This window comes from Sinomonas sp. P47F7, from assembly GCF_049332655.1.
Taxonomy (GTDB): Bacteria; Actinomycetota; Actinomycetes; order Actinomycetales; family Micrococcaceae; genus Sinomonas.
The window spans coordinates 1,506,551-1,529,586 of record NZ_CP186327.1; the positions used below are offsets into that span (position 1 = coordinate 1,506,551).

The following is a 23,036-nucleotide window of genomic DNA, read 5'->3' on the forward strand; positions in this document are numbered from 1 at the left end:
ACCCAGCAAGCGTGCATCGAGAGAAGAGGCAAGACCATGGCGGACCTTCCGCACTCGCTCCTCCAGTTCCGGGGATCCGGCGCTGGGAGCGAGCCTGACCGCCCACTCGCGGTCGTCGTCGTCGGTGCGGGCTACTGGGGGCCCAATCTGGCACGGAACTTTCAGCGCTCGGCCGACTGGGACCTGGTGGCGGTCTGCGATCTGGACCTCGACCGCGCGGCGGGCCTCGCGTCGCTCTACGGCGCGACCGCGTTCGGTTCCCTCGACGAGGCGCTCGACACGCTCGACGTCGACGCGGTCGCCATTGCGACGCCGGCCAGGACGCACCACCACGTGGCGCTGACGGCACTCGGGGCCGGCAAACACGTGCTCGTCGAGAAGCCCCTCGCCGACCACTGGTCCAAGGGCACGGACATGGTCGCGGCGGCAGACTCGCGCGGACTCGTCCTCATGGCCGACCACACGTACTGCTACACGCCCGCCGTGCAGAAGATGCGCGAGCTGCTCGCCGACGGCGAGCTCGGTGACGTCCTGTACGTCGACTCGGTCCGGATCAACCTCGGGCTCGTCCAGCCGGACGTCGACGTGTTCTGGGACCTCGCCCCCCACGACCTCTCCATCCTCGACTTCATCCTCCCCGACGGGCTCACGCCCGAGGCGGTGTCCGCGCACGGCGCGGATCCGCTCGGCACGGGACGCGACTGCGTGGGGCACCTCTCGTTCGACCTGCCGTTCGGGGCCATGGCCCACATCCACGTCAACTGGCTCAGCCCCACGAAGATCCGCCAGATGGTCATCGGCGGGACGCAGCGCACTCTCGTCTGGGACGACCTCAACCCGCAGCAGCGGCTGAGCGTCTACGACCGCGGGGTCCAGCTGCCCAAGCGTGGTGCCCACAGCAACGGTGCCCACAGCACCGCGGACCGGCGCGACGCCGCGATCTCGTACCGCCTCGGCGACACGTGGTCGCCCGCGCTTCCCGAGCGCGAGGCCCTCGGCCAAATGGTCGCCGAGTTCGCGGCCGCGATCCGCGGGAAGCGGCCCTCGGCCACGAGCGGAGCGTCCGCGCTGCGCGTCTTGGGCGTGCTCGAGGCGACGAGCCGGAGCCTCCAGACTGGGGGCGCGAAGGCTGACGTCGCACCACCGGACCGCATGACCGGGCCGGGACTCTTCGGACACGAGCTCGTCGACGGCGCGCTGAGGCAGGAGGCGGGGGCATGACTGTTCTGGCAGGCGCACGGGTGCTCGTGACGGGCGGTGCGGGGACCATCGGATCCACGGTCGTGGACCATCTGCTCGACGCGGGCGTGGAGCACGTCGACGTCCTCGACAACCTCACGCGCGGAAGGCTCGCGAACCTCGACCATGCGCTCGCCACAGGGCGGGTGCGGCTCATCGAGGGCGACCTCCGGGACCGGGACACCGTCCACGACGCGACGATCGGCAAGGACCTCGTGTTCCACGAGGCCGCCATCCGCATCACGCAGTGTGCCGAGGAGCCGCGCCTCGCGCTCGAGGTGCTCGTCGACGGGACGTTCACGGTCCTCGAGGCGGCCTCGCAGCACGGCGTGGACAAGGTGGTGCTCGCCTCGAGCGCGTCGGTCTACGGCGCGGCGGACGAGTTCCCGACCGGCGAGCGGCACCACCACCACAACAACGACACGCTGTACGGCGCGGCCAAGAGCTTCAACGAGGGCATGGCCCGCAGTTTCCGCGCGATGTACGGGCTCGACTACGTGGCCCTTCGGTACTTCAACGTGTACGGGCCGCGCATGGACGTCCACGGCCTCTACACCGAGGTGCTCGTGCGCTGGATGGAGCGGATCGCGGACGGGCGGCCCCCGCTCGTGTACGGCAACGGCGAGCAGACCATGGACTTCGTCTACACGAGCGATGTGGCGCGCGCGAACATCTACGCGGCCGAATCGGCCGTGCGCGAGGGCGTCTACAACGTGGCGAGCGGCACCGAGACGAGCCTGCTCGCGCTCGCGGTCGCGCTCCTGGCCGCGATGGACTCGAAGCTCTCCGTCGAGTTCGGCCCCGAGCGCAAGGTCAACGCCGTGACGCGGCGGCTCGCCGACACGGCCGCGGCCGCCCGGGACCTCGGGTTCCGATCCGAGATGCCACTCGACGAGGGCCTCCGCCGGCTTGTCTCGTGGTGGCGCCCGCTGCGCGAGGAGATCGCCGCGGCGAGGGTCGTGGCCGCGTCATGAGCGCGGAGGCGGGGCAGGCCCCAGCGCAGAGCGATGAGGGCCGCATCAACGTCATGAAGCCCTGGGTCGGGGCGGAGGAGGCACGCGCGGTCGCCGAGGTCATTGCCTCCGGGTGGCTCGCGCAGGGCCCGCGCGTCGCGGAGTTCGAGCGGGCGTTCGCCGCGGCCCAGGGCGTGTCGCACGGCGTCGCCGTGTCGAGCTGCACGACGGCGCTGCACCTCGCCCTCGTTGTCGCGGGCGTCCAGCCCGGCGATGAGGTCGTGGTGCCCTCCTTCTCCTTCATCGCGACGGCGAATGCGCCGCGGTACGTCGGGGCCGAGCCGGTGTTCGCGGACGTCGACCCCGTGACCGGGAATCTCACGGTCGCGGGCGTGGCCCAGGTGCTCGGGCCCCGCACGGCGGCGGTCATCGTCGTCGACCAGGGCGGGGTCCCTGCGGACGTCGAGCCGCTCGCGGAGCTGTGCGCTGCGCGGGGGATCGCGCTCATCGAGGACGCGGCGTGCGCGGCCGGCTCGCGCTACCACGGGCGGCCCGTGGGGATCGGCGCGGACATCGCGGCGTGGTCGTTCCACCCGCGCAAGCTCCTCACGACGGGCGAGGGCGGCATGCTCACGACCGATCGCGGCGAGTGGGCCGAGCGGGCCCGGCACCTCCGCCAGCACGCCGCGAGCCTCTCCGCCGCCGAGCGCCACACGTCGCTGCGCGCCCCCGCCGAGCGGTACTCCGAACTCGGCTTCAACTTCCGGATGACGGACGTGCAGGCCGCGATCGGCCTCGTGCAGCTCGGGCGCCTCGCCAAGATGGTCGAGCGCCGGCGCGAGCTCGCCGCGGTCTACCGCGACGCGCTCGACGACGTCCCCGGCCTCCGGTTCGTCGAGGACCCTCCCGAGTGCGCCTCCAACTTCCAGTCGCTGTGGGCCGAGGTGGGCGAGGAGTTCCCGCTGAGCCGCGACGGCCTCCTCGGCGCGCTCGCGGTCGAGGGCATCTCGGCGCGGCCCGGCATCATGGCCGCCCACCTCGAGCCCGCGTACGAGGGATGGCCCCGCCGCGTCCCGCTCACCGTGACAGAGCGGCTCACGGCCCGCACGCTCATCTTCCCGCTGTACCACGAGCTCGGCGAGGCCGGCGTCTACCGCGTGGCCGAGGCCGTGCGGCACGCGGCCGCGGCCGCTCCCGCGCGGAGGGAAGTGCGGACATGACCGAACTTCTCCTCGTCGCCGCGAGCGGGCTGGCCCGCGAGGTCATGGCGCTCGTGCGGGCCGGCGACGACTTCGACGTTCTCGGGATCCTCGACGACGATCCTGTCCGAGCCGGCAGCGTCCTCGACGGTGCCCACGTGCTCGGCCCGCTTGCCGAGGTGCGCAAGCACCCGGGCGCGCGGATCGTCGTGTGCGTGGGCAGCGGAGCGACGCGTGCGGACATCGTCCGGCGGCTCGGCGCCCTCGGGCTCCCTCCCGGCCACTTCGCGACCATCGTGCACCCGACCGCGATCGTGCCCGAGGGCTGCACCGTGGGGGAGGGGAGCATCCTGCTCGCGAACGTCGTCATGACCGCGGCGGTCACGCTGGGGCGCCACGTCGTCGTCATGCCTGGGGTGACGCTCACGCACGGCGACTTCGTGGACGACTATGTGACGTTCGGTGCGGGAGTCTCGCTGGGAGGCTCCGTCGTCGTCGGCCGCGCGGCCTACCTCGGCATGAACAGCAGCATTCGGCAGCGCACCCGGGTGGGTGCGCGGGCCGTCATTGGCATGGGCGCGGCCGTGGTTACGGACGTGCCCGAGGGGCAGACATGGGTCGGTGTCCCCGCCCGACCCATGTCGCAGCTTTCCGGCGGGAGTTCTCAGGGGGTGGAACGATGACCACGGAGGCGCAGGCCGGCCGGATCCACCGGGTTCCGTTTGTGGATCTGGCCGCGCAGCAGCGGGAGGTGAGCGCCGACGTCGTGCCCGAAGTGGTGCGCGCGCTCGACGCGGGGGCGTTCATCGGGGGGCCCGACGTCGCAGCGTTCGAGGAGGAGTACGCCGCGTTCGTCGGCGTGCGCGCGTGCATCGGCGTGGGGAACGGCACGGACGCGCTCGAGCTCTCGCTGCGCGCCGTCGGAGTAGGGCCCGGCGGCGAGGTGATCCTGCCCGCCAACACGTTCGTCGCCACCGCGGAGGCGGTGGTCCGCGCGGGGGCGCGCCCCGTGATCGTGGACGTCGATCCGGAGACGCTCCTCATCGACACGGACAAGGTGGGCCGGGCGGTGGGGCCTAGGACTCAGGCCATCGTCCCGGTCCACCTGTTCGGCCAGACCGCGCCCGTCGAGGCGATCGTCCCGCTCGCCGCGCGGCGCGGGATCGCGGTGGTCGAGGACGCCGCGCAGGCGCAGGGGGCGCGGCGGTTCGGCCGCAGCGCCGGCGGCCTGGGCCACATCGCGGCCACGAGCTTCTACCCCGGCAAGAACCTCGGCGCGGCCGGCGATGCGGGCGCCGTGACCACGAACGATCCACTCCTCGCCGACGTGGTGCGGCTCCTCTCCGCGCACGGGAGCGCAGTCAAGTACGTGCACGAGGTGGTGGGCTTCAACTCGCGGCTCGACGCCGTCCAGGCGATCGTGCTGCGCGCCAAGCTGCGGCGGCTCGCCGAATGGAACGCACGACGGCGGCAGGCGGCAAAGCTCTACGGCGAGCTTCTCGACGGGGTGCCCGGGGTTCGGACCCCGCGGAGCCAGCCCGGCAACGAGGACGTGTGGCACCTCTACGTGGTACGCGTCGAGGACCGCGCGCGGGTGCAGACCGCGCTCTCCACGGCCGGGATCGGCACGGGCATCCACTACCCGACGCCCGTGCACCTGACCGACGCCTTCGCATATCTGGGCTACGCCCGTGGCGACTTCCCGGTCGCGGAGGCCGCCGCGCGCGAGCTGCTCTCGCTGCCCATGTTCCCCCACATCACGCCCGAGCAGCAGCGGCTCGTGGCCGAGGTGGTGAGGGGATGCTGAGGCTCAAAGCAAGGCCGCTCCTCCCGCGCCCCCTCGCCTCGCGTCTGCTCGTGTCCGTCGTGGTGCCGTGCTACAACTACGGCCACTACCTCCCCGCGGCGGTGGCGAGCGCGCTCGACCAGCCCGGCATCGACGTCGAGGTGATCATCGTCGATGATGCGTCGACCGACGGCAGCGCGGACGTCGCCGAACGGCTCGCCGCGGCCGACGCGCGCGTGACCCTGGTCAGGCACGAGCGCAACCAGGGGCACATCGCGACCTACAACGACGGGCTCGCACGGGTGGCCGGCGAGCTCGTGGTGCTGCTCTCGGCGGACGACCTGCTCGCCCCCGGAGCGCTCACGCGCGCCGCCGCCCTGTTCGAGGCGCGTCCCGAGGTGGGGCTCGTCTACGGGCGGGTCGTCGAGTTCTCGGATGCCACCGCGGTCTCCACCGCGCGGATCGGCGCTCGCGGTTCGTGGACCATCTGGCGAGGCCGCGAATGGATCGGCCTGGCCACGTGGCGGGGCCGGAACTTCATCCTCTCGCCGGAGGCCGTCGTCCGCACCAGCGCCCTGCGGCGCGCGGGAGGCTACAACCCTGAGCTCCCGCATTCCGGGGACCTCGAGTACTGGCTTCGGGTCGCGGCCGGCTCGGCCGTGGGCCGGATCAACGGACCCGTCCAGGCCTTCTACCGCGTGCACGGGGGCAACATGCACGCCCTGCGATTCGCCTCGGCTGCCGCGGACCTGCGCCACCGGGTGGCGGCCTTCGCCGTCCTCGGAGCCATCGTGGCGCCCCAGGAGGCAGGGGCCCGCCTCGAGGCACGCGCGCGGCGCGCCGTGGGGCGCGAGGCCCTCATCACCGCTGCGCGGTGCCTCGCGGCTGGCGGCTCGGCCGCCGAGGCGGCCGAGCTCGTCGGGGTGGCCGAGGCGGCGCGTCCCGGAGCCAGCCGGACGCTGCGGGGCAGGTCGGTTGCGGAGGCGTTGCGGAGGGCGGAGCGCCACCTTGCTCCGACCGTCGCAGCACGCTGGGCTGAGGCCGTGCGGCGCCAGGCCGACCGCGGCCGGTGGCGGTTGTGGAAGGCGGTGGGGGTCTCGTGAGGCTCGACCAGCCGACGCGGGCCGCCGAGGGACAGTCCCTCGCACGCCGCTTCAGGGTCGCCTTCGCGTGGGGAACGTTCGGGGTGATCTCCGGACGCTTCCTGCAGTTCCTGACGACACTCGTCCTGGCCAGGATGCTCCTGCCGGAGGACTTCGGCGCGCTCGCCGTGGCCCTCGTGGTGCAGACCATCGCCGTCAACATCACGGACTTGGGCGCGACCGCGGCCATCGCGCGCGCGGGCCGGGATTCGACCGAGATCGCCCCGACCGTCCTCACGGTGTCTCTCGCGACGAGCGTGCTCCTAACGGGTGCCGCGAGTGCAGCGGCTCCGGCCCTGTCCGCCGCCATGGGCAACCCGGGCGCGACGCCAGTGGTGCAGGTGATGTCGCTGACCATTCTGCTGGCCGGCATGTCGGGCGTCCCCGCGGCGTTCGTCGCGCGGGACTACCGGCAGGGGTCGAAGGCGGCCGTCGAGTCCGCGGGCGGGATCGTCGCGCTCGCCGTGGCGGTCCTGCTGGCCTTCCTCGGGTGGGGCGCCATGGCGCTCGCGTGGTCTCGCGTAGCGGGGCAGGCCGCGACGACAGTGGGCTACTGGCTGGTGGCCCCGGTCAAGGTCCGTCCCGGGCTGCGGCGCGATCACGCGCGGACGGTTCTGGGACTCGGCCTCCCGCTCGCGGGCGCGAATCTCGTCGTCTTCCTCGCCCTCAACGCGGACTACGCGATCGTGGGAAGCATGCTCGGGCCCCAAGCGCTCGGCTACTACCTCTTGGCCTTCACCTTGGCGGGGCTCCCGAGCAGCCTCGTCACCACCGCCGTCCGCTCGGTCGCGGTGCCGTCCTTCGGCAGGCTGCACACAGCGGGCCGGCTCGGCGAGGAAGCCCGCCGGATCCTCCTCCTCGTCTGCTCGGCGGCGATGCCGATTGCCGCGCTTGTGACGGCGCTCGCGGTGCCCCTGATCGCGGTGCTCTACGGGCCCGCGTGGGCGCCAGCCGCCACCGCGCTGGCGGGCCTCGGGGTGTTCAGCGGCGGGAGGATCGTGGCCGAGCTCTTGGCGGACATCTGCGTCGGGGCGGGACGGACCACGAGCCTGTTCTGGATCCAGGTTCTGTGGCTCGGGCTCCTCGCTCCCGCCCTCTGGTTCGCGGCGTCGCACGGCGGGATTGGAAGCGTGGGCTGGGCCCACGCCGTCGTCCTCTGGATCTGCGTCCTGCCGGTCTACGCGCTCGTCGGGGCCCGCGCCGTCGGCACCCGGCTGAGCGCCCTGAGCCGCGCCGTGGCTCTCCCGCTCGCAGCGGCCGTCGTCACGGGCCTCGCGGCGGGCCTCGTGGCGCACGCGTTCGCGGTTCCGCTCGCCGCGCTCATGATCGGGGGTGCGGCGGGGCTGCTCGTTGCGGCCGTTCTGCTCCGTTCCGCGGTGCTCTCGGCCTGGCGGTCGTTCCGCGGCTCACTCGACGAGCTCGACGCCGCGCGGTCTCAGGGGGGTGGGCGGCCATGACGATCAGCACGCTAGAGGTCCTCCGCAGGCTCGGCCAGGACGGCCTCGCCGAGACCAGCAGGCGCGCCGCTCGCGTCGCGGCGTCCTTCCTCGAACGCCGCTTTGACACGGCGTCACTCGACTTCCCGCTCCTGCCGCAGGACGTTGCGGACTCCACGGTCCACAGGGCCGCGGACGGTCCCGCGACCCCGGTGGGGACGCGGCCGCTCAAGATCGCGTGGCTGTGCACCCCGCCGTCGCCCGGATCGGGGGGACACACGACGTTCTTCCGGATGGCCGCGGCCCTCGAGCGCCGGGGCGCCGCGTGCACTGTGCTCCTCTACAACCGGCACGGATCCGATCCCGACCGCGCGCGCCGGACCATCCGCGCGAACTGGCCGTGGCTCGCGGCCGAGGTGCAGGAGGTGGGGGCCCGGATCGCCGGATTCGACGCGGTGGTCGCGAGCTCGTGGGAGACGGCCCACGTGAGCGTCCGGCGCGGCCAGGCGCCGACTCGAGCCTTCTACTTCATCCAGGACTACGAACCGTACTTCCACCCGCGGGGCAGCCTGTACAGCCTCGCGGAGGACAGCTACCGGCTCGGGCTCATGCATATCGCTCTCGGCCCCATGGTGGCCGAGGAGCTGCGGAGGAACGTCGGCGCGGAGGCCTTCGTGGTCCCGTTCGGCTGCGATGCCGAGACCTACCGCCTCCTGGAGCCCGGTCCGCGGAGCGGCGTCGCCTTCTTCGCCCGCTCGGGCACCGACCGGCGCGGAGGACTCCTCGGCAGGCTTGCCCTCGAGGAGCTCCACCGTCGCCGTCCGGACGTCGGCCTGCGCGCCTTCGGCGGACCCATGCCGGCCTGGAGCGTTCCGCACGAGCACCTCGGGGTCCTCTCGCCGTCCGAGCTCAACGCCGTCTACAACCGCTCCAAGGCGGGGATGGCGCTCTCGTTCACCAACGTGTCCCTCGTCCCCGGGGAGATGCTGGCCGCCGGCCTGACCCCCGTGGTCAACGACGATCCCCTCGCGCGTGCCGTGCTCGAGGATCCGCGGGTCATCTGGGCGCGACCGACCCCCGGAGGCATCGCGGATGGGCTCTGCGAGGCGCTCGACCGCTCGCCGGAGCCGGTCGCGAGCAGCGTTCCCGCGCATTCCGGATGGGACGAAACCGGCAATGCCGTGGCGGACATCATCGAATCCGGGGTGCGGTCATGGCGACGCTGAAGCCTGGCGCTGCCCTGCGGACCCCAGCGACGGCCACCCGAGTCGAGTGGCTCGACGGGGTGCGCGCGCTCGCCGCCTTGTTCGTCGTCGTCCACCACGTGTGGCTCCTGAGCGTCGGCGGCTACCCGGGCAACAACGGGCCCTGGACGATGGACTGGATGGTCTACGGCCATCTGGCCGTCTCGGTCTTCATCGTGGTCTCCGGATTCTCGCTCACGCTCTCGCCGGCGCGCCACGAAGGCAGGCTGCCCGAAGGCGGCCTTGGCTTCCTCCGGCGACGCTTCTGGCGGATCGTGCCGCCATACTGGGCCGCGCTCGCGTTCTCGTCCGTCCTCGTGGTGGTCGGTCTCGCGTCCACTCCGACGGGTGGAGCGCTCACGTCGCGGGACGTCCTCGTCCACGGCCTCCTCCTGCAGGACGCGATCGGCACCACGCCTCCGAACGGGGTGTTCTGGTCGATCGCCGTCGAATGGCATATCTACTTCCTCTTCCCGCTCGTGCTCCTGCTCGTGCGGCGCTGGGGTGCCGCCGTCGTGCTGGGCGTTGCGACGGCGCTCGTCATCGCGCAGCACCTCATCGGGGCCGTGATTCCCGCCGTCGGCTGGTTCGATCGGTTCAGCCCCGCGTATTTCGTGCTGTTCGTCGGCGGGAGCGTCGCCGCCCAGCTTGCGACCCGGGGCGCCGGCGCCTCGGCCGGGATCGTCCTCGGTGCGCTCTGCGTCGCGGGATTCGCGACCGCCGCCGGTGTCGCGGGGCCCCGGACCATCGTGGGGGAGTACTTCTGGGTCGACCTCGTGGTCGGCGCCGCGACGGCTTGCCTCTTCGTGGCGCTCACGCAGGGCCGGCTCCCGTGGCTGGCCAGATTCCTGGCCCTGCGTCCGCTCGCGGCGGTGGGCACCTTCGCGTTCAGCCTCTACCTCGTGCATGCGCCGATCCTCGACGTCCTCCGCGAGCGGGTCCTCGCGCCCGCCGGGGTCACCGGGGCCAACGCCTTCTGGCCGCTCATGCTCCTCGGCGTCCCGGCGGCACTCGCGGGCGCCTACGCCTTCTTCGTGGTCTGCGAGAGGCCCTTCCTGCGGATCCGCAGTTTCCGCCAGCTGTGGGATGCGGTGCGGCAGCTCGCCGTCCCGTGGCGGCGCACGAGAGCGGGAGGAACCCCGTGACCCAGAGACACCCGGGGACGTTCATGCTCCTCAAGCTCACGCTCGCGGCGATTCTGATCTTCCCGCCCAATCTCGTGTTCTCTCCGCTCGGAGCGAGCGGGAGCCTCCCCGAGATCCTCGCGCTGGGCCTCTTCGTCGTGTGGCTCATGGAAGCCTTTCTGGGGCTCCGGCATTCCGCCTGGTCCTCGCACCCGGGGCGGACGGCCGTGCTTGTCTTCGCGTTCGCCTCGTGTCTCAGCTACGCGAGCCTGTTCCTCGGGTTCAGCGGCCTGAGCACGTCCCTCGCGAGAGCAGGCGCCGATCGGTGGATGTTGCTCATGGTCGCGATCATGGGAATCGTCTTCATCACGTCGGAGACCGTCCGGGATCTGGACGACGTCATGTCCCTCGCACGGTGGGTCCTTGCGGGAGGGGCCGTGTGCGCCGCCGTCGCCGTGATCCAGTTCGCGACGCACACGAATCCCGTAGACCTCCTCAAGGCTTTGATGCCGGGCTTCGTCGAAAACAGCGAGGCGAGCTCGTTCCAAGCGCGGAATGCGCTCATGCGGGTGGCCGGGACCACTCTTCATCCGATCGAACTCGGAGTGGTCAGCTCGATGCTGCTACCGCTCGCCGTGTGGCGGGCGCTCTATGACCGAACCGGCAGCAGGATGATCCACTGGGGAATCGCGGTCGTCCTTCTCGTAGCCAACGCCCTGACCGTGTCGCGCTCCGCGATGCTCGCGCTCGCGGTCGCGATCACCGTCATGGTGCCCGCCCTGCCACCGATCCCGAGGAAATGGGCGCTCGTCACGGTTCCCGTGGTCGGCGCCGGCCTGTTCGTGACGGTTCCGGGGCTCGTTTCCGCCATGTTCAACTCAGTGGCCGACAGCAGTTCGGACAGCTCGATTACGTGGCGCCTCGACGACTATCCCCGGGCGGAAAGCCTCGTTGCCCAGAAGCCCCTCCTGGGTGGCGGTCCGGGAACCTACATGCACCTTTCCATGAAAGACAATTTCGACAACCAATATCTCTTGATTGCGGTGACGATGGGAATCATCGGACTCCTCGCGTTCGCCCTGTATGTGTCCGTCCCGGGACTCGCTGCGCTGGGCGTCGCGCGGTGGACTGCGGACCCTTCGCTGCGACTCCTCGCAGCGAGTGCCGGAGCGGCGGGGATCATCACCGCCGTGTCGTCGGCAACCTTCGATTCGATGTCATTCCAGGTATTTGCCCTGCTCTACCCGTTCTTCATCGGAATATCGGGTGTTGTCGGGCGTCTGCACCGATCTGACGGTCGAGGCTCTGGGGCAGCCCGGACCGCTTTGAGCCCAAGCAAGTTCATTCCAACGGCAATACATTAGGAGGCGATCAATCATGGGCCCAAGTGGCGTGCTCAAGACAATTTGGCATCACAAATGGGTGGCTCTCGCCGTGATTATCCTGACCGCAGCAGCATCGTTCTACATCTTCACGTCGCAGCGGACGTTCACCTCGACAGCCACCTATGCGCTGATCGCCCCGAAGGTGCCGACTGACCGCGAGATCGAGCTGAATCCTTCGCTGGCCAAGATCAATTCCGACAATCCCTACCTCCGCAGCCCCGACGGACTCCTCAGCCAGGTCCTCATCACGAGGCTCAGCACGCGGCAGGCGGCAAGCTCGTTGCAGGACGCCGGGCTTGCGAGCGACTACACCGTGACCCCCGGCGCGTCAGGAGCCTCGGTTGGACTGCTCCTGCAGATTCAAGCCACGGGTAAGAACCCGAGCCAGGCCATCGCCACCGTCGATGCGCTGGGGAAGCGCATGCAGTCAGAGCTCAAGGACGTCCAGAAGGTCAATGGCGCCGACGACTCGTACTTGATCAAGGCCGAGCTCGTGCAGCCTGGAGACACCGCCCAGGAGGTCTATACGAGCAGGCTGCGCAGCATCGTCGTCGTCGCCGTCGCGGGCCTCATCGCCCTCCTGGCCGCGATCTCCATTTCCCGCCGCGTCGAACTCATGATCCAGCGCCGCCGCCACCGGAAGGCCCTCGCTCGAGCCGCAGAGGAAGAAAAGCGCGAGCGGAACGAGGAGCCCCGGCCCGCGCAGATTCCGACTGGCACTGCGCGCCTCTCCAAGCGGCAGTCACCCGCCCGCACCGGAGTGGTCAGCGAATCGCCGGAACCGGACGAGCGAGTTCGCGTGGTCGGGCGCCGCTAGCACTCGCCGCCCCACTCGAGGAGGTCCCAGATGTCGGGCAGGCTCGTCCGGGGCATCGCCTTCGCCTCGGCCGCCATCTTCGTGGCGGTGGCCGCGACGGCCGACGCGGCGCTCCCCGGAATCGTCCTGGATCCGGCCCAGCGCCTCGCCAGCCTGCGCCCGATCGACGGCGGCGCCGGCTACTTTTCGAGGTTCGCCCATTCCCTGCCGACTGACCAGGGCTATTTCCCGGTCGCGCTGTGGTTCGAGAGTCTCGTGGATGACGAAGGCGTCTCCGCGGACCGATCCGCAGGAATCAACACCTATCTCGAGCTGACCGACGACTCGCAGCCCGAACGGGCCGCCCAGGCGGGCTCCTTCGCGATCCCGAGCACGCCGGCGTCGCCCGCGGCGGGGTATCTGCTCGGCGACGAGATCGACATGTGGGCCGGACCGGGGACCGGCACGTGGACCGGGAACTTTCCGGGCGACGGCGACATCTGTGCGCCAGCGGACGCCACCTGCGGACTTTCCGTGCTCGCCGCGCGCCGCAGGCTGTTCCCGCAGGGCGCGGCGTCGTTCGCCAACTTCGGGAAGGGCGTCCTCTTCTGGGAGTCGGATGCCGATGCGTCACGATTCGTCGCGTCCGCCGACGTCGTCTCGGCCGACGCCTACTGGTTCACCGATCCCGACATCTGCGTCGCGTCGCAGGGCGGTTCACTGGTCGGCGGAGACAGGGCGCTCAGCGATCCCGGCGAGTGCCGGCGCGCCGCCAACTACGGGTGGGTCGTGGACCGGATGAGATCCCTCGCGCAGCCGCACGGAAGCAAACCCGTGTGGGCCTTCATCGAGCTCGGGCACCCCTTCGACGACGGCTCGACGATTTCGCCCGATCAAGTGCGCGCGGCAGTCTGGGAGAGCCTCATTCACGGAGCCCGCGGAATCGTCTACTTCAATCACAGCTTCGGCGGCGCCTGCCCAACCCAGCACCTCCTCCGTGACCCGTGCTCCGCGGACCTGCGCGCTGCCGTCACGGCCCTCAACCATCAGATCGCCGATCTTGCGCCGGTCCTTAACGCGCCTTTCGTCGACCACGGGGCTTCCACGGACGGCAAGGTGGACATCACCGTGAAGGACTATCAAGGGAAGCTGTATCTGTTCGCCGCCGCGACGGGACCGGGCGCCCACGACGTGACGTTCACCGTTCCGTGCTGGTCCGGCGGGGCCGTGACCGTGCTCGGCGAGGGGCGGACCCTCCAAGGGGCGGCCCACACCTTCACCGATCACTTTGCCTCGGCCACCGCAGTCCATCTCTATCGGCTGGATACTCCGAACGTGTGCCGCCTCTGAGCCCAAGTCCTCGTGCGGCTCCCGGCGCTGTGCATCTACAAGAGGCACATGACCGTCGTGGTGGACCGATCGGGATGTTCAGTCGGCCAGGGTGTCGCCGTGCCGGTGGGCAACCCTCCACTTGCCGTACTCGCGCCGGTACACCTGCGTCGCCCGCAATGTGTACGTGCGCGGCTGTCCGTTGACGGAAACCGAAGTGTGCTCCAAAGCCGCGGTGTAGGCCATGTCACCGACCACGTCGAACGCCAGCACCTCGACGGTCGATGACGTGCAGTCCGTGAAGCTGCCACCGAGATACGCGAAGAGCTCGTCGATCTCCTCCTGACCGGTTGCACTACGCCAGGCGCCGAGAACGCTGACTGGATCATTCCGCGACCACAGTGCACGGCGAGGGCCAGGATCCCCGTTGTGGAGAGCGAGCTCCGCCGCGAACAGCGGGCCACGAAACCAAGCCAGAAAATCGTCACGGTCGGTCATGACGATAGCCTCGTCCGGTCACCGCGCGACCGCAAGCATGATTCCCTCCGAGCCTCACCACTCGAAAAACCCGGAGGGTGGAGTGCTCGAGCACTCCACCCTCCAGGCTGTTGGCCACCCAGACGCCTGGCGTCGCAGGCGTCAGGCCGCCGTCACGGCGTGGTGAACACGACGTCGACCCAGTAGTTCGTGGCGTTGTAGCTGTTCGTCGGGAAGCCCGATGCTCCGTACAGATACACGCCGTTCAGGTGCCCCGAGCCGCTTGCGAGACCGTGGAGCGGTGGGTTGTCTGCCGCCGTGGCGAAGTAGTTGCCGTTCGCCGCGTAATTGCCGCTCGGCGCGTAGTACGAGACGACGTAGGTCGTGTTCGCGGAAATCGACACGGGGCTCGCGAGCGTGGCGGTCTGCCAACCGCTCGCGGTCTCGCCGCTGAACGTCACCGTCGCGAGGAGCGTTCCGCCCGCCGACCACAGGTGCCCCACATGGGTACCCGTGTTCTGGGTGCCCTTGTAGAACTTGATCGCCGTGACGGAGCCGGAGGCGTCGGCCGTGAACTGCATGCCCAGCTCGACGGCGTTCGGATCGTTCACCGAGGCGGTTGCGGGGACCGACGACGAGCTGAAGACGCTGCACGGGCAGGTGAAGCCCGAGGAGGAGGCCGCCGTCGTGAAGCTCCAGCTGTACGCCGACGGCATGGCCTGCCCGGTGGCACTCTTCACCCCCGAGATGCTCGCGGTGTAGGTCGTGCTGCCGGCGAGTGAGGCCGTCGGCGTGAACGTGTAGGTGCCGGTCGCGGACACGTTCCCCGTCGTCCCGACCACCGGCACGCCACCGCTCGGGGTGAGCGTGAAGGTCGCGGTCGTCGTGTCGACGGCCTGGTCGAACGTGGCGGAGACGCTCGTGGTCACCGGTACTCCGGTCGCGCCCTGGGCCGGCGACGTCTTCCGGACCACGGGGGCCGCGGGGGAGCCGGGGTTGAACACGGCGTCAACCCAGTAGTTCGTCGAGTTGTACGTCCCCGACGGGAAGGACGAGGTGGACCCGTAGGCGTACACTCCGTTGCCGCCGTCGGTCCCGTTCGCGAGGCCGACGATGGGCGAGGATCCCTGCGACGCCGAGAAGCCGCTGCTCGTGTAGGAGTAGTTGCCGTTCGGCGCGAAGTAGGAGACCACGTACGTCGTATTCGCCGTGACGCTCACGGGAGTGGAGAAGTACGCCTGCTGCCACCCGGATGCCGACTCATTGACGAACGTCACGGTGGCGAGCTTCGTCCCGGTCGACGACCAGAGGTTGCCCACATGCGTTCCGGTATTGAGCGATCCCTTGTAGAACCGGACCCCGGTGATCTGGCCAGCGGTGTCGGTGCGGAACTTCATCCCGAGCTCGACCGCGCTCGGATCCGCCCCGTTGGCCGTGGCCGGCGTCGAGGTGGCCGAGAAGACGGTGCACGGGCATGAAGCCGTCGTCGTGAAGCTCCAGCTGTACGGAGACATCGTCTGCCCGGTGGAGTTCGTGGCCCCGCTCACCGTCGCCGTGTATTGCGTGTTGTAGGCAAGGTTGGCCGACGGCGTGAACGTCGCCGTCGTCGTCGCGCTCGAGTAGGAGGCCGAGCCCGCAACGCTCGCACCGGTGGGATCCTTCAGCACGAACTGGACCGAGGAGGCGGTGACGTCCTGGCTGAACGTCGCGCCCACGACCACGTTCACCGCGACGCCGGTTGCCCCAGGCGCCGGATTCGTCGAGGAGACGTTCGGCGCGGGCGGCGAGGTGAGTGTCGTGAAGCTCCACGAGTAGGCACTCGCCATCGTCTGGCCTGTCGAGTTCGTGGCACCGCTGACGGTCGCGGTGTAGGTCACGTTATAGGCGAGATTGGCCTGCGGCGTGAACGTCGCCACGGTGCCCGCGCTGTTGAGCGACGTGGTCCCCGTCACCGAGGCACCGGTCGCGTCCTTGAGCGTGAACGTCACCGACGAGGCGGTCACGGCCTGGTTGAAGGTCGCGTTCGGCGCGGTGTTGACGGCCACGCCCGTCGCCCCAGAGCCCGGGCTTGTCGAGATGACGGCCGGGGCGGGCGGAGGCGCCGCCGTCGTGAAGCTCCACGAGTACGGCGAGGCCATCGCCTGGCCCTTGGAGTTGGTCGCCCCGCTCACGGTCGCCGTGTAGCTCGTGCTGTAGGCGAGAGCGGACGACGGCGTGAACGTCGCCACGGTGCCCGCGCTGTTGAGCGACGTTGATCCGGCCACGGACGCGCCGGTGGACGTCTTGAGCGTGAACGTCACCGAGGACGCCGTCACGGCCTGGTTGAACGTCGCCGTCGGAGCCGTGGTGATCGCTGCTCCCGTCGCACCGGAGGACGGCGTGGTGCTCGTCACCGCCGGCGCAGGGTTCGCGGAGGGCGAGAAGATGGCGTCAACCCAGTAGTACTCGGAGTCGTACACGTTGGTCGGGAACGACGACGTGTTGCCGTACATGTAGTACCCGTTGCGGGACCCGGGGAGGCTCCTTGTGAAGTGGAGCGGCGGGGAGTCCACGGAGTCACCGCCTGCCGGCGGCGGCGAGGGGTTCGGGTAGAAGTACGCCGTGTCCTCGGTGTAATGGCCCTTCGGGGCGAAGTAGGAGACGACGTAATGGGTCCCGGCCGTGATGCTGAGGGGGGTCGAGAACGTCACGGTCTGCCAACCGGTGCCGGTCTCACCTGTGAACGTCGCGGTGGCCAGGTTGTTGCCGGCCATGTCCCAGATGTTCCCCACGTGGGTCCCGGTGTTGGTGTTGGCCTTGTAGAACCGCATGCCCGTGATGGTGCCGTCCACGTCCGAGTAGAACTGGGCGCCGACCTCAACTCCGTTGGGATCACCGGCGTCAGCGACCTTCGGCTTCGCGGTGGTTCCGACGAGCGAGCAGGGGCAGCTCACGAGCACGGATACCCCGGCGCCGGGCGTCTCGAGGTTGCCGCTGTCGTCCACGGCGCGGCTCTTGATGGTCGTGGAGGGATTTCCGTGGGCGGTCCATGTGAAGGTCCAGCTCGTGGTTCCCGTGGCCGGCCGCCACGTCGTGCCGCCGTCCGTCGAGACCTCGACCCCGGCCACGACGCCGCCGCCCGTGTCGACGGCGGTGCCCGAGATCGTGACGACCGAGCTGTCGGTGACCGACGTTCCGGACACCGGCGACGTGATCGCGGACGTCGGAGCGGTCTTGTCCGTGGAGGCCGTGGCCGCCACGAGGCCCGAGATGAGCGTCACCGGCTGCACGCCCATGTCGGCGAAGAGGTTGACCGTGGCCTGCTGCATCGTCGGGTCAGGGTTCTTGCCGGTGTAGGAGCCGTCGAGGCCCCACGACCATTGGACAGTCCCGGCGCCGAACACGAGGGCACCGCTTGCCGCCCGGTACTCGGTGAGATTGTGCGTCTGCGTCTGGCCCGTCTGGGTCTGGCTGCCGTAGTCGGTGAAGACCTCCGCGCTCGTATTGGTGGTCGAGGACACGTCGAACAGGCCGGCGGGCCGGAAGCCGTCCGCGGCGTCGATGTCCCACTCATAGCCGAGCGTGCCGATTCCGGCTCCAAGCGTCGCGGTCTGGTTTCCGGTGAGGTTGGCCACCGGGGTGTTGCGCCAGATTCGCGTCTTCGCGTATTGCGCTGGGACGGTGATGTCCGTGGTCCCCGAGTTGACGTTGAAGAACTGGCCGCTCAGGGAGTTCTGCGGGTTGCCGCCGCCGTTGGCCGTGCCGAAGCGGGGATCGGCGTACGTGCCGGTCCACGTGACGGGGTCGGTGGGCTGCTGGAAGTGCGTGTCCTTGTAGCAGACCAGGGTGCGTCCCGCCGTCGTCGGACCCGCCGCGCTGTTCTCCCAGCGCGTGCGCCAGAAGATCTCATTCCCGGTGAACATCGCGATGTTCATGCCCTTGTCGCGGGCGGCCTCGACATTGGCGCGCTGATCGTACGACCAGTACTCGTCATGGCCGGACGTCACGAAGGCCTTGTGGTTGAGCAGCAGGGAGCCTCGCGTCGCGGCGTCGAGCCCGGCCTGATAGCTCATGTCGTAGCCGTTGGCCTCCATGAAACGGATCATGGGCATTTCGGCGTACGTGATCCAGCTGCGCCCGCTGTCGTCGAGAGCGGTGTGGAACGGCCGGTTGTACGAGACCTTGAAGGCTCCCTTGTACGCCGCGGGGCTACCCGGCGGGCACGCGACCGTGCACGTGTACAGGCTGTTGCCGCCGTACGAGTTGTAGGCCTGCCACGTCTCGTCCGAGGTCTGGAAAACGATCGACGACGTCGACGCGTCGTTGCGGACCACGAACGGGATCCAGCTGCTGCCTCCCGTGTCATCGCGCACGAGGTGGGCGATGTAGAGGCCCGAGACCGCTGTCGTGGGGATGGTCCACGAGGCGGACACGGCCCAGTTGCCGCAGTCGATGAGGCCGGTGTCGGAGAACGTCTGGCACGCGGACTGGTTCTGGGGGAGGGCCGCGCTCGGCTGGAGGTTGGCGGCGATCTTGCGCGCTCCGGTCCCCTGGTAGTAGCCGAGCCGGAGGATGTCGAAGTGGTAGGACTTGGCGGCCGTGTTCACCTTGAAGGACACGGTTTCGCCCAGGTTCGCGCTGATCTGCGTCGCGTACCCCTGGATGGTCGAATCACCCACCCCGGAAACCATCCAGTCGCTCTGCGGATCGCCCGCGAGGGTGTTCTCGCACGCGACCGCGCTGACCACCGGGGCCGCGCAGGGATTGGATGCCGCGACGGACGGGGGAGCCGAAGCGACGGGCTCCACCGCGACGAACACGGCGGCCACGAGGAGCGATGAGGCCCACGCCGCGACGCTGCGCCGCAGGGACCTCCGGGCAAAACTGGGAATTGTTGGCTTGGCCACGGTGACTCCTCGCTATGACCCGGTGGAGGTCTCGGAAAGGGATGCCCCCGGATCGGAGGCGCGTTCTGAGGGCCGCGGGCGCCGGAGACGAAGCCACATCGCACCGCAGAGGGCGCCGATGATGGCGCCCGTGGTATTGGTGATCACGTCCCGGACGTTGCCGGAACGGTCGGTCAGCAGGATCCATTGGACGGTCTCGATGAACGTCGAGAGCGCACAGCAGCCCACCACGGCCAGCCAACGCCAGCGGCGCGGGAGGATCAGCACGAGGAGGAAACCCACCGGGACGAAGATCGCGACGTTTGCGGCGGCCTCAATGGCCCCGGCATGCAGCCACGACGGCAGGGCGACGCCCTTGAGGCTCGGCCCCGCCGGGGCAAACACGAGGACCGCGAGGGCCAATCCGTACAGCCCCAGCGCCCACCACAATGCGCGCCGCCTCATCGCCGACTGCTCTCGTCGCGCTCCCACAGGAGCTCATGGGCGCCCTTCGCTCCGCCGGGCTGACGCCGCCCGGCAAGAGCGAAGGACGCGTAGACCGCGGCGTCGAGGGCAGAAAACGGTCCGCGCACGGAGGCGGCGAGCCCCCGGAGCGTCCGCATCGGCGCCGCGGCCCCTCCAGAGGAGGCTGGCGCCCGGTAGATCCGGTGCAGCGTGGCCACGAGCGACGCCGAGGTGCGCGGAGGGCGCACGACAACCGCTGGGCCGCCGAGCAGGATCTTGTTCCCCGGGTCGAACGCCGCGTCGACGTAGAAATCGTCCGCGGCTCCTTCCGGGAACGAGCCGAGGAGCCGGTGCCCCTCCTCGGTCATGGCGTAGCAGCCGGCGCCCCACAGGGCGGCCCGGTTCGACGGGATCCGCACCCGCGCGCGGTAGTACGCGGCCACGAGCGGATCGCAGCCGGACGTGTCGTAGCGGAAGTCCGGCCGGCCAGCGAGGTATTCGCCCCGGCCGAGCTCCGCGAGAATGCCCGCGAGCGCCTCGGGCGGGACCTCGATGTCCGCGTCCAGGTACACGCGCGGCCAGCGGCTCGCGACGGCGTCCGCCGCGTTGAGGGCGCGGGCCTTGCCAGGTTCGGAGAGGTCGAGGACGCGAACGCCGGCATAGCGCGACGCGATGCGCGCCGTCCGGTCCGTGCACGCGTTGCACGCCACGATCACCTCGACGCGTCCGCTCTCGATCGCGGGCCGCAGCCCCTCGAGCGTCCGCGCGATCACACCTTCCTCGTTGTGGGCGGGGATCACGACGCAGCCCGCGGGATGCTCCGCGGGACCGTCCGGCGTGTGGGCGCTCGCGTGCGGCAGCGCGGGCCAGCGGCGGGGCCGCACGAGCGTGGCGAGCGTGCGGCGATGCCTGGCGTCGCCCGCCCGGAGCGCTTCGCGGACGACGACGGCGGCCGCCGCGAGCGCCGCGGGCACCCCTGGGTGGTGCTTGCGCATGTAGCGGATCTTGTTGACGGCCATGAGGGCCGCGAGCCCGCTCGACGTCCCGCTCCCGGCGCCCGAGTGCATGACGCGCGCCGCGGGCTCGAACCACACCTCGAAGCCCTTGAGCCGCAGGGCGCGGCAGTAGTCGGTCTCCTCGGAATACATGAAGTACCGCTCGTCCCAAGGGCCGGCGGCGCGGGCGGCCGCCGCGGAGACCATGATCGCCGCGCCCGTGGCCCAGTCCACCGTGTGGGCGTGGGCATAGCTTTCGGCGTCGTAGTCGGTCTCGGCGCTCCACTGGGGCCGCCGCGGAAGCTTGGCGCCGAAGAGCGCGTCGCCCCACGCGCGCACGGCGCTCGGTTCGCGCCGCAGCGACGGGTAGCGGCCGCCGTCGTCCGTCATCATGAGCGGCACGACGGCGCCCGCGCCGCTCGCGCGGAGCCGCGTGAGCATCGCGTCGACGGCCCCGGGGAACACTTCGCAGTCTGGGTTGAGCACGAGGTAGGCCTCGGCGTCGCCCGCTGCCGCCGCGGCCGCGTTGATCGCCCCCGCGTACCCGAGATTTCCGCCCGTGCGGAACGCGAGCACGTCGGGGAATGCGGCGAGCGCGCCGAGGGTCCGGCGGTCCTGGGAGTTGTCCGCGACGACGACGCGAAGCCGGACGCTGCGCGCCGCCGACCGCAGCGACTCCACGAGCGGTCCGACCGTGTCCGCGCTGTTGTAGGTCGCGACGAGCACCGCGACGTCCGCGGGCTCGCCCGAGGGCGCGAAGCCGCCCTCGGCGTCCGGCCGGGGGCTTCCGGGCACGAGCCCCCGGCCCGCCGGGTGCGCTGACTGGGCCCCGGCGCGCGCCGCCGCAGTCCTCGCGGCGGCCGCGAGCGCGACGCCGGCTGTCTCTTGCCTCGCGGCACTGTGGCGTCGCAGCCGCACGTACGCCTCGGGGCCCTGCACGAGATAGCGCTCGGAGAGGCGGGCCGGCTCGAGCGCGAGCCGCCACGCCCATTCGAAGCCGTGGTCGGCGACCCACACCGGGGCACGCCGGATCCTCTCGGCAAGGAAGTCGACCACGGCACCGAAGGCGAGGAGCACGCGCGCGCCGGTCTCGGCGCCGTGCTCGGCGATCCAGAGCTCCTGCCGCGGCTTGCCGAGCCCCACGACGAGGACGTCCACGCGCGCCAAGGCGATCGAACGGGCGACGGCGGCGGACATCGCAGGGTCTTCGAGCTCGCCGCGGCTGGGGGCCCAGAAACCGGCGACGGCGAGGCCCGGCCGTCGCTCGGCGAGGCGGCCGCGGAGGAGGACCTGAGCGTCAGGGCTCCCGCCCAGGAAGCCGACGCTCAGGCCGTCGGACTCGGCGCGGTCCAGGACCGGGCCGATGAGGTCGCTGCCAGCGAGCCGCGGCCACGGCCGCCCCGTGACGCGCTGGGCCTGCACGGCGAGCGGGGCGCCGTCGAGGAGGGTGAGCCATTCGACGCCGTCGGCCGCCTCGAGCGCGCGCTCCCAGCGCCCGCCCGAGCCGAAGTGGTAGACGTGGTCGAGGTTCGCGGAGACGACGCCGAGCGCCGCGGTGCGCTCGCGGCAGCCGGCCAGGATCGCGCCCACGGCGTCGTCGCGGTCGAGCAGCGTCACGGCGGTGCCGCCGAGTGTCACGGCCAGGCCGGGGTGGTTCGGGTGGCTGGGGCGGGTATAGGCAGTACTCACGGCTCGGACCTCCGGAGCCGCCCCTCGCTCTCGACGTAGCGGGCGCCCGTGACGGGGCACAGCCACGCGGTGCCTTCGCCGGTGGAGTAGGTCTCCTGCTTGAGGCGGTGGCCCGCCTCGCCGACCCAGCCGATCTGCCGCGCCGGGACGCCCGCCACGACTGCGTAGTCCGGGACGTCCCTGACCGCGACGGCGCCGGCCGCAACGATGGCCCACGCGCCGATCCGGATCGGGGCGACGCACACCGCGCGGGCACCGATCGACGCGCCGGTCTCCACGGTGACGCCGACGGCGATCCAGTCGTCGGCGCCCTTGAGGCGCCCGTCCGGGGTGATCGCGCGCGGATTGAGGTCGTTCGTGAAGACCACGGCCGGGCCCACGAAGACGCCGTCGGCAAGGACGGCAGGCTCGTACACGAGCGCGTAGTTCTGGATCTTGCACCGGTCGCCCACGCGGACGCCCGGCCCGATGTACACCCCGCGGCCCACGATGCAATCGCGGCCCACTTGGGCCCCTTCGCGGACGTGCGCGTACTGCCAGACGACGGTTCCGTCGCCGATCATCGCTCCGGCCTCGATCTCCGCGGTCGGATGGTTCCGGACCATGCACCCCTCCATCCCCGGTGCCAGCTCTGGGCGCGCTGGCTCCTGGTTCTACGGTCGGAATCGCCCCCGGTGGTGGACAAGGCGGTCCGGCTGAAACGGGTCCTCGCGGGCCGGTAATCGGGTGATGGCGGCTCCCGGCCGCGCGACGTGCGCGTACGGGCCGAGGGCGCGGGCAAGTAGTCCCCGAGACGCCTCCGGCGGTGTTTGCGTACCGGGTACTCGGGCCGCAACGCGGGCCGTCAGGCCCGGGATTCCGGGCTCAGCGGCGCGCATCGCACGCGGAGCCGCCGCGGCGCCCGAGGCGAGT

Annotated in this window: 17 protein-coding genes; 12 read left to right on the forward strand and 5 right to left on the reverse strand. The window is 70.8% G+C overall.

From position 1 onward, the window contains the following. Nucleotides 1-36: 36 nt before the first annotated feature. From ACOKR1_RS07155 to ACOKR1_RS07210, 12 genes are read left to right on the forward strand one after another with little or no spacing between them, the layout of a single operon-like run. The gene (locus ACOKR1_RS07155; protein ID WP_422936003.1) at nt 37-1,221 is read left to right on the forward strand and encodes a Gfo/Idh/MocA family protein; all 1,185 of its coding nucleotides are present in this window, start codon (nt 37-39) and stop codon (nt 1,219-1,221) included. After that, nucleotides 1,218-2,213, forward strand: a complete 996-nt coding sequence (locus tag ACOKR1_RS07160; RefSeq protein WP_422936004.1) for an NAD-dependent epimerase/dehydratase family protein — start codon at nt 1,218-1,220, stop codon at nt 2,211-2,213. Before ACOKR1_RS07155 ends, ACOKR1_RS07160 begins: the two co-directional genes overlap by 4 nt. After that, nucleotides 2,210-3,412, forward strand: a complete 1,203-nt coding sequence (locus ACOKR1_RS07165; protein WP_422936005.1) for a DegT/DnrJ/EryC1/StrS family aminotransferase — start codon at nt 2,210-2,212, stop codon at nt 3,410-3,412. Before ACOKR1_RS07160 ends, ACOKR1_RS07165 begins: the two co-directional genes overlap by 4 nt. Then, the gene (locus ACOKR1_RS07170; RefSeq protein WP_422936006.1) at nt 3,409-4,074 is read left to right on the forward strand and encodes an acetyltransferase; all 666 of its coding nucleotides are present in this window, start codon (nt 3,409-3,411) and stop codon (nt 4,072-4,074) included. The genes ACOKR1_RS07165 and ACOKR1_RS07170 overlap by 4 nt, the downstream gene beginning before the upstream one ends. Further along, the gene (locus ACOKR1_RS07175) at nt 4,071-5,198 is read left to right on the forward strand and encodes a DegT/DnrJ/EryC1/StrS family aminotransferase (protein ID WP_422936007.1); all 1,128 of its coding nucleotides are present in this window, start codon (nt 4,071-4,073) and stop codon (nt 5,196-5,198) included. Before ACOKR1_RS07170 ends, ACOKR1_RS07175 begins: the two co-directional genes overlap by 4 nt. Beyond that, nucleotides 5,192-6,280, forward strand: coding sequence for a glycosyltransferase (locus ACOKR1_RS07180; protein WP_422936008.1), 1,089 nt, complete (start codon nt 5,192-5,194; stop codon nt 6,278-6,280). Before ACOKR1_RS07175 ends, ACOKR1_RS07180 begins: the two co-directional genes overlap by 7 nt. Beyond that, nucleotides 6,277-7,776, forward strand: coding sequence for an oligosaccharide flippase family protein (locus ACOKR1_RS07185; RefSeq protein ID WP_422936009.1), 1,500 nt, complete (start codon nt 6,277-6,279; stop codon nt 7,774-7,776). Before ACOKR1_RS07180 ends, ACOKR1_RS07185 begins: the two co-directional genes overlap by 4 nt. Beyond that, nucleotides 7,773-8,981: a glycosyltransferase family 1 protein gene (locus ACOKR1_RS07190; RefSeq protein WP_422936010.1), complete on the forward strand. Its 1,209-nt coding sequence runs from the start codon at nt 7,773-7,775 to the stop codon at nt 8,979-8,981. The genes ACOKR1_RS07185 and ACOKR1_RS07190 overlap by 4 nt, the downstream gene beginning before the upstream one ends. Then, entirely contained in the window at nt 8,969-10,144 is a 1,176-nt protein-coding gene (locus ACOKR1_RS07195) for an acyltransferase family protein (protein WP_422936011.1), read from the forward strand. Before ACOKR1_RS07190 ends, ACOKR1_RS07195 begins: the two co-directional genes overlap by 13 nt. Then, nucleotides 10,141-11,487: an O-antigen ligase family protein gene (locus ACOKR1_RS07200; RefSeq protein WP_422936012.1), complete on the forward strand. Its 1,347-nt coding sequence runs from the start codon at nt 10,141-10,143 to the stop codon at nt 11,485-11,487. The genes ACOKR1_RS07195 and ACOKR1_RS07200 overlap by 4 nt, the downstream gene beginning before the upstream one ends. A gap of 58 nt (nt 11,488-11,545) precedes the next feature. Next, nucleotides 11,546-12,325 carry a hypothetical protein gene (locus ACOKR1_RS07205; RefSeq protein WP_422936013.1) on the forward strand — a complete coding sequence of 260 codons (780 nt, stop codon included), beginning with the start codon at nt 11,546-11,548 and terminating at the stop codon, nt 12,323-12,325. A gap of 30 nt (nt 12,326-12,355) precedes the next feature. Beyond that, entirely contained in the window at nt 12,356-13,654 is a 1,299-nt protein-coding gene (locus ACOKR1_RS07210) for a hypothetical protein (RefSeq protein ID WP_422936014.1), read from the forward strand. Between the two features lie 78 nt (nt 13,655-13,732). Here the strand turns inward: ACOKR1_RS07210 and ACOKR1_RS07215 are convergent, their stop codons facing one another. The 5 genes from ACOKR1_RS07215 to ACOKR1_RS07235 form a co-directional block, all read right to left on the reverse strand. Next, nucleotides 13,733-14,131 (reverse strand): YybH family protein, encoded by a 399-nt coding sequence (locus ACOKR1_RS07215; RefSeq protein WP_422936015.1) that lies wholly within the window; start codon nt 14,129-14,131, stop codon nt 13,733-13,735. Nucleotides 14,132-14,283: 152 nt separating this feature from the next. Next, entirely contained in the window at nt 14,284-18,996 is a 4,713-nt protein-coding gene (locus ACOKR1_RS07220; RefSeq protein ID WP_422936016.1) for a DUF4082 domain-containing protein, read from the reverse strand. Between the two features lie 12 nt (nt 18,997-19,008). Beyond that, nucleotides 19,009-19,440, reverse strand: a complete 432-nt coding sequence (locus tag ACOKR1_RS07225) for a VanZ family protein (RefSeq protein ID WP_422936017.1) — start codon at nt 19,438-19,440, stop codon at nt 19,009-19,011. Next, entirely contained in the window at nt 19,437-22,124 is a 2,688-nt protein-coding gene (locus ACOKR1_RS07230) for a WecB/TagA/CpsF family glycosyltransferase (RefSeq protein ID WP_422936018.1), read from the reverse strand. Before ACOKR1_RS07230 ends, ACOKR1_RS07225 begins: the two co-directional genes overlap by 4 nt. Then, nucleotides 22,121-22,729 (reverse strand): acyltransferase, encoded by a 609-nt coding sequence (locus tag ACOKR1_RS07235; protein WP_422936019.1) that lies wholly within the window; start codon nt 22,727-22,729, stop codon nt 22,121-22,123. Before ACOKR1_RS07235 ends, ACOKR1_RS07230 begins: the two co-directional genes overlap by 4 nt. Nucleotides 22,730-23,036 lie beyond the last annotated feature (307 nt).